This is a genomic window from Allobosea sp. NPDC055594, from assembly GCF_053618995.1.
Genome location: NZ_JBSHIO010000014.1, coordinates 100,075 through 111,508, shown reverse-complemented (window position 1 = coordinate 111,508; position 11,434 = coordinate 100,075). Strand labels below are relative to the sequence as shown.

Here is an 11,434-nt window from a genome sequence, read left to right as displayed (position 1 = left end):
GCGCTGAAGCGACCCGTCGTCGTCGACCTGCGCAACATCTACCGCTCGAGCGAAATGCGCCAGCGCGGCTTCGAATACCTCAATATCGGAAACGCATGAGGATCAACGCAGCCGGCGCGCATGAAACGTCATGGCGCCAGATCCTACCGGAGAACGAACTCAAGCCGGCTGGGCAGTTGCAGGCCGGGTTGATAGGGGTGCGAATATCGACGCATGGCAAATTTGCTGTGATCGTCCATTTTCAACCGTATCGGATTTGGATTCGGTGGCGGCAGGAGACGATAAGGAAGAGATGGGCATTCTCCAGCGGCTTTACGCGTCCCTTCAAAATCGCCGTTTCGACCAGGCTCTGCGGAAACGCGACGCGAATGCGCTCTCGGCATTCGCTGGCGAGAGCGGTTTCCGGGCAAGGCCTCGGCAGGCGCTGGCGGCCGCGCGCCTGCTGATCGAGCAGGGGCGGCCGGTTGCCGCGGCTGCCCTGATTCAGAATGCGCTTTTAGCCGAACCGGGCCAGAAGGAGCTGATTCTTGCCCTGAGGGAAGCCGTTCAAGGGATTGTCGTTACCGCTGTCTCGCCTGCGGCCGAGGAGCTGGCACGGCGTGCCGATGCTGCGCGCGATGTAGGCCATTCGGCAGAGGCGGCCACTCTCTATGGGGAAGCGCTTTCGATCTTGCCCGACGCCACGCATTGGCGTGTCCAGCGTGCGAACATGCTCAAGGATTCGGGCGACCTTGCCGCCTCCGTGCCGGAATACCGCCGCGCCCAATTGGAGCGGCCGGAGGATGCCGACATCCCGCTTCAGCTCGGTCGCGCTCTGAAGCAGGCCGGCAAAAACGACGAAGCCCGCGAGAGCTTTCGCGAAGCTCTGCGGCGAGATCCCGCAAATCGCGCTGCTCGCGATGAACTCGCTTGGCTCGGCGAGCCGCAGGACCAGGTCCAGCAAACGCTCGCCGCGCTCGAGCGCGGAGAGCCTTCTGCGCTTTTCGCGCTCGCTGACGTGCTTTCCAACCTGCAGGCAAATTTTTCGCGGATCGAGCGACTGCTGCCTTCGGCCTCGGCCGGTTCAACCTTCCCGCCCGAACTCCATGCTCTCTTCCGGCGTCATTGCCCGTCACCGGCCGCGCCTGCCGGGCGCGCCGCGTTCCGCCTGGCGATCCTGATCGACGCCGATGCTGGACCCGATCGCAGCTTCCATGCCCGGCTCGACGCGCTGATCGCTCTGGCGAGCCGCGACGTCGTCCTGATCGTGACCGTGACCGATGCCGGCCGGCGCGACGACATCCTGCGCCGAGCGGCGCCCGAGGCGGACAGGCTGCTGATCTGTCGCGCCAGCTTGACGCTTCCCGAATTGGTGGCGCTTCTCGGCGAGTACGGATGCCAGGGCCTGCTGGTCCTGGAGGGCGAAACCCTTCCCGATGCGGTCGCGCCCGACTGGTTCTCCCTTGCGCTTCAGCGCGCCGAGTCTGCCTATGCCGATGGCGAGAGCGGCACGCTGCGCCCCGATGGGGGGATCGAGCATCACGCCCCCATCCTGCGCTCGCGCCATGATCCGCAGCGCGGCATCGCAGCTCCTGGCCGAGCCCTCGCGCTGAGAAGTGCGATGCTGGCGGAGATCGCGGCCGCGCAACCGGACGTGCCTGCGACGATCGCTGCCTTCTGGGCGGTGGCGGCTCATCGCGCCGCGCCGCTGCATATTCCGCTTTTCCTGGCCTGCGACATAGGTGTCGTGCCGGCGGCTTCCCTTGAGTCCGCTCTGGCATTCGCCGGAGCGCCTGTCGCCATCGGCTGCGTGATCCCGACCCGCAGCCACGCCGAAGATGCGGAGCGCTTCGTCCACTCGCTACGGAGTACGGCCCGCCACCCCGGAGCGCTGTCGATCATCGTCGTCGACAACGGCGTCTCCGGCGAGGGCCTGGCTGCGCTTGCGCGGCTGTCGGGGGAGGGCGTCAGGATCCTGCGGGACCACGAGCCCTTCAACTGGTCGCGGCTGAACAACCGAGCCGCGGCCGAACTCGGCGAGGCGCAGATCCTGCTCTTCGCCAATGACGACATGGAGATGCTGACGCAGCATTGGGATGATGAGCTGCGTGCAATCCTAGCGCGCGACGGCGTTGGCGCCGTCGGTGTCAAGCTCCTCTATCCCGATCGGACCATACAGCATGCCGGCCTTCTCTGCTCCTGGGCCGGCCGCCCGGAACATGAGGGCCGTGGCGAAGCGGAGGATGCGGCCGGTCCTGCAGGGCGCTGGCAATGCCGGCGCACGGCACTGGCCGTGACCGGTGCCTTCCTGGCGACGGTCCGCGCCGATTACGAGGCGGTCGGTGGCTTCGATCCCGATTTTCCGCTCGGGCTCAATGACGTCGATTTCTGCCTGCGACTGCGCGAACTGGGCCGCAGCACCGTCTACACGCCGCACGTGGCCTTGTTTCATCACGAATCGAAAACACGCGGCAAACATGCCGCCGACGCGGCGCAGGCGGCCCGGGCCGAGGCGGAAGACGCGCGTTTCGCGGCGCGCTGGCCAGCCCGGCTCATGCTCGACCCCACCGTCAATCCCAATTGGTCAGAGTCCTTGGCACCGTTCCGCGCCTATCGGGCGCCCGCGGGCGCCGCCGTCCTGCGCTATCTCGACGACCAGCTCGCGGAAGCGACCGCGGCTTTTCGACACGATCCGACACGATGACTACCGGATCGATCGTTGCTTTCGTTTTCCGCCGGCGGTCCGACGACCTTTGAGTCGCGAAGGAGCTGTGATACCCGAGCGGTCAGCGGCGGAAAGCTCCAACTGCGGGTTCCGATTTGTCCCACCAGCCTACCCTGCGTGATGCGCTCTCGGTCAAGCAACGGGTCTACCAGGCGCTGATCGTGCGCTATCTGGTCGGACGGTACGGCCGCGGCAATATCGGCTTCCTGTGGGTCGTCGCCGAGCCGATGCTGTTCTGCGGCGGCGTCATGCTGGTGTGGACGATCACGAAGGGAAGCGCCACGCACGGGATCAACGTCGTCGCCCTTGCCTATACCGGCTATCTGCCCCTGCTCCTGTGGCGCCACCTGTCGTCGATGCAGCATCTTCTGAGAGGGAGCAAGCATCTGACGATCTTCCGCGACATTCATCTTCTGGACGCGGTCTTCACGCGCTTCCTGCTCGATTTCGTTTCCATCTCGGCGAGCGCCCTGATCGTCTATCTGGTCCTGCAGGCGGCGGGCTCCATGCCCGAGGCCCATGATTGGTCCGACATCCTTCATGGCTGGTTCCTGATGGGGGGGCTCGGCTTCGGTGCCGGCCTCCTGACCGCGGCGCTCAGCGAGCTTTCCGAGATCGTGGAAAAGCTCGTCGGACCGGTTCAGTATTTCCTGCTGCCGTTCTGCGGCTGCTTTTACATGGTGACATGGCTGCCGGATCCCGCGAAGGACGTGGTCTGGTACATACCGCTCCTGCATTCTTACGAGCTGATCCGAGGCGGATTTTTCGGCCCCGAGATCCCGACCTATGCGACACCCGCCTATGGCTGGGCATGGGCGCTGGCGCTGACCGGCCTCGGCTTCGCCGTCTTCCGTCTGGTCGAAGACCATGTCGGCCAGAAATAGCAGGTGACATCACACCATCGAAACCTTGAACACTCCAGTCGCGACCGAAGCATATCGCCAAGGAGTCCCCCGAGCCCGCAAAGCCTATTGGTGCGGTATCCGTTCCAGGCGGTCGACGCGTGCCGAAAGCTCCCTGATTGCCTGAACCATCGGGGCGATAAGCTGATCATAGCGTAGCGACTGGCGACTTTCGGGGTCGTCGGGGTCGTCGAGCAGCCAGATGCCGCAGTCGACTCCGGCCGCTTCCAGCGCCGCGTGGACTTCCTGCGCCATCAGCCCGACATGGCAGCGGTTACCTGTGCGGGGCGTCTCGATGATGCGGATCTGCGCCGGCTCCGGGGCTTCCCCCGCCTCCGGCCCCGGAGCCGGCTCGGGGCGCTCCTCGACGAGCAGCCCACCCTCGCGCCAGCGGAACTGTTTCGGACGCAATGCCAGGACGAAATCGAGCCCAAGCGGGCAATCGCGCACATCCGTCTTGAGACGCTGGTCGGAAGACTGGATGACGCCGCCTGCCGCATAGACACTGGCCCAGCGATAGCTGGAGCTACCGAGGCTATGGGCATTGTCGGCGGCCGGCGACACCGTTCCCGCAACCGTGAATCTTGCATGGGGCGTGGTCACGCCGAGACCGAGATCGCCGGCTGCCGTCAATCGCAAGCGTTCGGTCAGTGTCCCACCCGCCGGAGTGGTGGAGAAGCTCAGGCGGCCCGGCACTACGCCGCTGCTCACGGTCGTGTCCACGGCGGCGGTGATCGAGACGGAGCGTTGGAAGGCTGCGCCGTCGCTGGCCTCGAAATGCATGCCTCCGAGTGTGTCGTTTCCGGCTGCGGCTGCGTGCGTCCCGATCGCGGCGCCTCTGCTCTTGGCGAAGACGATACCGTTAGGTCCACCGGAGTTGCCGACCCAACGGCTCAGCAGCATGCCCGATCCCGCCGAGGTATTGTTCATCTGGAAGGTCGGCCGTACCGAGAAGGCCACGGCGATATTGCTGGTGTCGCCGGCCAGTGAGGTGATCAGGTGGCCTTCCGAGGTGAGGTGAAGCCGTGTGCGATCGGCCGTGCGCAGGTCGAGCTGAAGCGGGGTCGCTGCCAGGCTCGAGGTCCAGTTGGTCCCGTCTTCCGAAAGCTTGAGCTCGAAGGCCTGCGAGCCGGTGAGGCCGAACTCGGCCTGGCCGGAAAAGCCGGTCTGGAAGACAACGCTCGCCGTGTTCGGGGTGGCGACCCGGCTCACCGCGATGCGGCAGTCGCCGCTTTCCTCTGCCGCAGCTTGAAACAGCGCGGTCGACGAACGCACGGCGAGGCGCGCGGCGAGCGAGGCTGGCATGTTGATGCCGAGGCTGTCGGCCAGCTGCGCCTTGACTGGTTGCCAGGCGCCCTCGGACCAGACCCTCAACGCGCCGTCCTGTTCCAGGAAGGCGATCCACCCGGGGCCAGGCGAGATGAAGCGCCAGCCGCCTTCCTCTTTTTCCGCGATGTCGCCGGCTGCCCCGCCGCCGATCGCGTTGAGCAGCAGCACACGGTCACCGGTCCCGGCACCTTCGGGCAGGGCGCTCGCAATGGCCTTGGCTGTCAGATGGACGATGTCGTCGAGCGCCATCAGCGCATCGTTGTGCGTGACATGCTTCTGGGCCTGACCGGCGGCGAGAAATGGCAGACCGAGGCGCGGTGTCGAGGATGCGGACATGGCGGACTCCCTCTTTGAGGGAGATTTTGTATATGAAAAAAATCCTATATCAAGGATATCATACTTATTTTGTGCGGCGCCGGATCTCTCCGAGCAAGGTGTCGCCGTAGCGGTTCCTGAAATCGACTTCGATCGCGGCAATCGCACGATCATTGCCGCCCTGCTCGTTGAAGTTCTTGTAGAGAGAATGATCCTTGGTCGTTTCCGGCAGTGAATTGACCCGGTAGTCGGCGTGAATCATGAAAACCGGCACGTCGAGGATCGCGCTGTGCCATTTGAACCAGAGGTCGTCGACAGTGCGCGCCAGCGCGACGCCGCGCTCCATGTCGAGCACGTCCGGATGGAAGAAGATGGTGTTGTAGAGCACGCCGTCCTTGCCGGTCGGCAGGTTCAGCACACTTCTGGAGGCGCCTGGCTGGCGGCGCATCCAGGAACGATAGCCCATCCAGCCATCGGCGTCGTAGGCCATCTGATGGCCGCGATAGCAGACGATGCAGTTCTGCAGACGGTAGTGGAAGTACAGATCCGACACCCAGCTCGGAGGGTAGAGGGTATCGTCGTCGGCGGTGACCACGAGGGAGGATTGGCCGAGCCGTTCCTCAAGCAACGGCACGAGTTTGCGATATGAGCCGATATTGCGGACGAAATGGACCTCGATCCGCGGCGCGTGCGCCTCGATCACCCGCATGCACGCTTCCGGCAATGTGTCGATGCCCTCGTCGAGAAGAAAGGCGTCGCGCGACACGTACAGACGGATCGTCAGATTCGGATAGCTTTGCCGGGCCAGCGATTCGAGTGTGAGATGCAGGGTCGGCAGGCGTGCATGGATGGTCGTCAAGCTGATCGTGATCGGTTCGGCGGTCGACGATGGGCTGGGCATGACAGTCTCAAGAGTGGCGTGGCGGTTGTCTGGGGAAGGTGCGCGGGGGGTCACAGGCTCGCGCTGGTCGGCCTGAGCGGGAATGGAACCGTCAATGGCAGCGCTCCGGCCGTCTCGGCACCTAGCGCCAGCAGCTCCGCCCGCTTCATGAAAGTATCCCGCAGCAATGCGAGGTAATGACCACGGGTGGAGGCAGCCGTGTTCGAAAGGGATTGCGGCGTCGCCAGACAATACATAAGCGGGCAGGGATCGTGATGGATCGCATGGACGCCGGCCCAATTGCGGATCCGCTCTCGGAACTCGACGTCGCCGCGCGAACGAACCGACGCGAAAAGGCCGAACTGCTCGAAGAGCGAACGGTGGAAGACTGAGGTCATGGGACCATCCCCGAAGATCTCGAGCGTATGCTCGAGTTGCGGGCGTCCCTGATAGTCCAGCCTGACATGGGCGGTGGTACTCAGCCGGACATGCGGGTTGTGCGTCATCGTTGCGATCTGGGTTTCGATCTTCTGCGGATGGGCGAAATCATCGCAGTCGTTGATGGCGACGAAAGGCGCGTCCGAATGGCGGATCGCCCAGTTCCGGCAGTCATAGGGGCCGACATTGCGGGGCATGCGATGGAAGCGGAAGCGCTGGTCGACGAGGGCCGCTTCCTGGATCTGCTCGGGCTCGATCTCGTCCGAGCCATCGTCGATCACGATCACGTCGAGGTCGGAATAGCTCTGAGCCGCCAGAGACAGCATCACCTGCCGCATCAGATCGAGATCCGGATTGAACACGGAGCAGATGACCGCGACCTTGCCGGCACGGGTCACCTCGGATCGTGCCGCTCTTTCGGCCGTCATGATACCGCCGAAGACGGTCGCCAGCCCACCTGTGCCGAAGGTGACCGGTTCGACGCCGCGCTCGTGGCACAGCCGCGCGATTGTCCGGTTGAACCCGGAGAAATCATCGAGCCGGGTCTGGGCCGCAAGATAGAGCGGGGCTTCGACCTCCGCCTCCACCGGCACGCGCGACACGAATTGCTGCATCGTCTCGCGATCGCCCAACAGCACGGCGGCCAGCAATTGGTCGCGTTCATCGAAGCGTGAGGGGTCGATGAGATCCGCGCAGCGCAAGCCCATGGCCTGCAATTCGACGGAATAGGTGCGCGTCAGCGCGGCGAATTCCTTGACGGATCGGCCGGATGCGAAAAAGCGGATCACGGCCTGCCGGACCGCCTCCGGATCGGCCGAGCGCAGGCTGCTGGTGAGCACGGCCGACGGGTCGGCGAAGACCAGGAGGTCGGCCAGGGCGAGCCCGCTGCCGCGCAGCCTCAGATCGGGCTGGAGACCGTTGGCGACGATAGCCGTCGCGACGATCCGTGCGAAATCTGGCTCGGACAGCAGCGACGGACGGCTATCGTCGATCTGGACCAGAGCCGTCCAGATCGTGCTTGGCGAGCAATAGCGGGCGATCAGATCGAAGGCGCGGAAGACCGGCCGCGCGCTCTTGGAGGTCAAGCCCCCCTGCAAGATGAGAGTGAGCATGCTGGCCAGGGCATCTGGCTCCAGCGTCGCTGCGAGCGCTTCGCCGACGGCGGTCAGAGCACTCGGGCAGTTGCGTGCCAGATGAGGTGCGTGCGGGCAGAAGGCGGCCGCGAAGTCGGGTTCGAGGCTGAGCCGACGAGACAGGCTCGCCAGAGCCGTGAGCTGTCCGTCCTCGACCACACCTGCGAGCAGGTTGGGCGCTGCCAAAGCGGACTTCATCCCCTGGTGGGCCAATTGCGGAAGGCCGAGCTCGATCAGGCGTTCCGCGAGTTCGAGCGCCTGGGGAAACGTCGCGGCCGGAAGCGCAGCTGCAGCCTCCGATGCGGCGATGCGGTTGATCCTGGCCAGCTGATGTCGCTCAGCCTGAACGATCCGATCGAGATCTGCATGGCTGATCCCGCCTTCCATCCAGGTCAGCAGTTCGGGCTGACTACGGTGGAAGGCTGCGCCTTCAACAGGCAGCGGCTGCTCCGGGATGACGAGCGGGAGATCGTTCGACACGAGCTTAGCCAGATCGTCAGCTCGCCAGACGGCAAAATCGATCCGTGCGATCGTGGCATGGTCCCCGGCCAGAACGAGTTGCAGGGTACTTTTGCGCAGGTCCCACGTCATCGCAGCGAAGGCGGTACTGCGACGGCCCGTTCGTTCATAGGCCCGCAATGCGTCGTCACGGAATGAGGCGTCGTAGGAGAGGGCCGGACTCATCACCAGCACCGGCTCGTCCGGTGTGGCCTCGCCGATGAGCGCGATCAGTCGTGCGCGGGCGCGTTCCACCCACGTCTCCGGCGCTTCGTCGCGCAGATCGACCACGCTGATCGCTCCGGCCGCGCTCTGGAGCGCGTCCACCTTCCCGGTTTCGACGACGGGAAATTCCGCTATCGCCAGTGCCGGCTGGCCGGCTCGTCGCCCGCCCTCCAGACGCGCTCCGATCAGCAGGCGCCGCGCTCCGAAGCGAGATTGATATCCCTGCAGGCTCACGATCTGCTGCGAGCCCGACAGATAGGCCAGCACGGGCCAGATCACGGCTCCCACCGGCCGCGCCATGCCGACATCGCCACGCAGATGTATTGCATCATCGCCGGTGTGCTCAGCCGCATCCGTGACGACCGTCACCGTAGCCGTCGCGTCCAGCGCCTCCAGAAGATCGACCTGAGGAACCTGCAAGAGCTGTCGCAGGCAAAGCCAGCGTGCGCGCCGCGCGCCAATGCCCTCGTCCGCATCTTCTTCCGCGAGTGTGGCGCGCGCCTCCTCGGAGAAGGCGGCGATCCATTCGGGCGGGAGCAAGGCGAGGCGCTTGGCTCTGTGCGCGCCTGCGACAGCGGCCAGGCCCTGCCGGATCTCGTTCACGCCGAGCACGTTCTCGAAAGATCCATACAGGTCGGCCGGATCATCCATCTCGTCGCGCAGGAGGCAATCCAGCACCAGGCGCCTTGCGACCAGCTGCGGATGCCGGTCGGCTTGCGCGATCGCCAGCAGGAAAGCGCGTTCGATCCCTGCGGAGACCAGCGCGTCGTCGATCGCCCTGGCAGCCTCGACGACGCCCGGAGCATCGACCGGCAGCTGTCCCTCGCGCTGCGGCCCAAAGGGCTGCCCATCCTCGAATGTCAAGGTGAGCCCAGCGCGCTCGCCCGGCTGCAGGAGCCTTGCCAGCGGCACCGCAAAGCCACAAGGCAGCGGCTCGGCCAAGCCCGCCTCCCGAGCATGGGCCGGCGCATCGGCCGTCACTCGGACGGAGCGTCCATTATCTGCCGTGATGACGAGTTCGAGTGGCTCGGCGATGACCGAAAGGTTCGCCGCCCAACCCGAAATCAGCTCGCCGGAGATAGTCCAGACTCCGCAGGCATCGACCCGGCCATCGCCGCGCAGCGTGCCGCCGCCGGCGCGCAGCGCCATCTGGACATCCCGCTCGCGCAAGGATCTCGGCGCGATTGCGCGTGCTTTCTGTTCGCGAGCCTCGGCATTGCCGTGTAGGCGCACTGGCAGGCCGAACAGGGCGAGCGTGGCGATGACATCGTCCTTGGCCAGGGCGCCGAAGGACACTGCGGCGCCCTCCCGGGAGCGCTCGTCCTCTTTCTCGTCGAAAACGGCTCGCAGTTGGGCCGTTCCCGCTGCTCGAATCGCTCGCCGCAGGGTCTCGCCTCGCTGCGTCGTGACTTCGACGATGGCGGTGCCATTGACCGCAGCCGGCAGCGCGATGTCGAAGACGCCCGGCGAGACCTGTTCTGCCTGGGCGGCGGCCGCGAGCAACGATGCCAGTGGGAGCCTCTGAAGCGCGAGGCTGGCAGGCGCCTCGAGAGTGAGCTCGCTGTCGAGATCGAGCGCGCCGACGCTGCTCAGATCGAGACTGAATCGCGCGCGGCCGAAGCCCGCGGAGATATCGGCCTCTTCGACAACCGCCAATGTCGAGGTCAACGGAAAATCCCGCGCTGCGAGCACGATGCTCAGATCGGGGCGTGGCGCTCCGTAGACAGAGCCAACCAAACGCCCGGCATCGAATGCAAGGCGTCCCCACCGCAAGCCCGGGGTTGCGTCGGCCACGAAGGCTTTGCGGAAGCGCGCCAGCTCGATCGGCCCGGTATCGGTATATGCCTCCACGACGGCGATGCGTGTCTGGCCGTCGACGAAAAGCTGGGGCGGCGTAAAATGGAAGGCAACCGCATCGGTGCCGGCGAGGCTCTTGGGCTGGAGATAGGCGGATCCCGCCAGCGCGCCGTCGAGCTTCAACGAGATACTCGACAGGCGCTCGAAAGGCACTATGAACCAGCCCCGGACGCTGCCGGCGAGATCCGTGTCGACGAAGGCCTCGCCCGCGCCCGGTGCATCGCTTCCAGCGGACATATCGCCGCCTGGTATGGTGAGCGGTGTGCCATCCTCAAGAAATACCTCGACCGGCGTGCCGATCTCGATGTCTTCGGGCAGCTCAATCTGAAAGCCATCGAAGCTGCCTGATACTGTCGAAAAATGGCAGGCGAGCCCCTCGATCTGTCGCTCCCCGCTTTTGACGACGACTTTGGCCGGGTGTTCCCCGGCTGTGTCGCGTGCGCGCCCGACGATGATACGGCCGTTACGGAGGCCGTCGACGCTTCCGGAGAAACGCTGCGGCGCAGGGCGCTCCTTGCGCCTGGCCGAGTTCCCTTTGGCGCTGGTTTGTCCTTCCACTTCGCGCGTCGGCTCGGCATGTGGCGCTTCAGGCTTCTGGCCGCGCCTGGCGGCGGCCCTCAGAACGAGGATTTGCAGCTCCTCATCCGTTTCGGCGAGGATGCGGGGGTCCTTCGACAAGGCCTTCACGGCCTCGAACGCCTCGCGCGTGCCGGGATCGTCGAGCCGCTTGAGCAGATGCGCCAGATGAACCCAGGGATCAGCATCTTCCGGCGCGAGTTCCGCGGCGCGCCGATAGGCGGTGGCGGCCTCTCCCAGCTGTCCGCTCTCCTTCAGCGCATGGGCGTATTGCACCCACAGACCCGCTTCACCGGCCGCTACCGCCACAACTTGAGCATACGTCTCGGCGGCTTCGCGCCATGCGTGTGCGTCACGAAGACCATCGGCCTTGGTAATCAGATCACGGATGAACTTATCGTCCTTGCCGCCCGCTGAGAATGCCTCGTCAGCCGGCAAAGGCTTCTTTGACGAAGGTCTAAACTTCCGAGTAAGGCGCATCAAATTCATATCGCAGACCTTCCTCACGTCGAACAGCCACGCGTCGCCTGAGCAGACGAGTATTATGAAATGCCAAAATTGTTGCGGGGAGCTCTAC

General features: G+C 65.1%; 5 protein-coding genes. 2 read left to right on the top strand and 3 right to left on the bottom strand.

The features are described 5' to 3' along the window. Window positions 1-292 precede the first annotated feature (292 nt). Window positions 293-2,683, top strand: a complete 2,391-nt coding sequence (locus ACWGRX_RS22415) for a hypothetical protein (RefSeq protein ID WP_452119368.1) — start codon at window positions 293-295, stop codon at window positions 2,681-2,683. 116 nt (window positions 2,684-2,799) lie between these two features. Then, window positions 2,800-3,588: an ABC transporter permease gene (locus ACWGRX_RS22410; protein ID WP_452119367.1), complete on the top strand. Its 789-nt coding sequence runs from the start codon at window positions 2,800-2,802 to the stop codon at window positions 3,586-3,588. Window positions 3,589-3,672: 84 nt separating this feature from the next. Here the strand turns inward: ACWGRX_RS22410 and ACWGRX_RS22405 are convergent, their stop codons facing one another. The 3 genes from ACWGRX_RS22405 to ACWGRX_RS22395 form a co-directional block, all read right to left on the bottom strand. Next, entirely contained in the window at window positions 3,673-5,271 is a 1,599-nt protein-coding gene (locus tag ACWGRX_RS22405) for a DUF2793 domain-containing protein (RefSeq protein ID WP_452119371.1), read from the bottom strand. A 64-nt stretch (window positions 5,272-5,335) separates the two neighbouring features. Continuing rightward, window positions 5,336-6,151 (bottom strand): glycosyltransferase family A protein, encoded by an 816-nt coding sequence (locus tag ACWGRX_RS22400; RefSeq protein WP_452119366.1) that lies wholly within the window; start codon window positions 6,149-6,151, stop codon window positions 5,336-5,338. A gap of 50 nt (window positions 6,152-6,201) precedes the next feature. Further along, the gene (locus tag ACWGRX_RS22395; protein ID WP_452119365.1) at window positions 6,202-11,346 is read right to left on the bottom strand and encodes a glycosyltransferase; all 5,145 of its coding nucleotides are present in this window, start codon (window positions 11,344-11,346) and stop codon (window positions 6,202-6,204) included. Window positions 11,347-11,434 lie beyond the last annotated feature (88 nt).

What these genes read in the sequence shown, in the direction of transcription:
- ACWGRX_RS22415 (WP_452119368.1), top strand. Translation starts at nt 293, where the DNA reads ATGGGCATTCTCCAGCGGCTTTACGCGTCCCTTCAAAATCGCCGTTTC.
- ACWGRX_RS22405 (WP_452119371.1), bottom strand. Translation starts at nt 5,271, where the DNA reads ATGTCCGCATCCTCGACACCGCGCCTCGGTCTGCCATTTCTCGCCGCC.
- ACWGRX_RS22400 (WP_452119366.1), bottom strand. Translation starts at nt 6,151, where the DNA reads ATGCCCAGCCCATCGTCGACCGCCGAACCGATCACGATCAGCTTGACG.
- ACWGRX_RS22395 (WP_452119365.1), bottom strand. Translation starts at nt 11,346, where the DNA reads ATGAATTTGATGCGCCTTACTCGGAAGTTTAGACCTTCGTCAAAGAAG.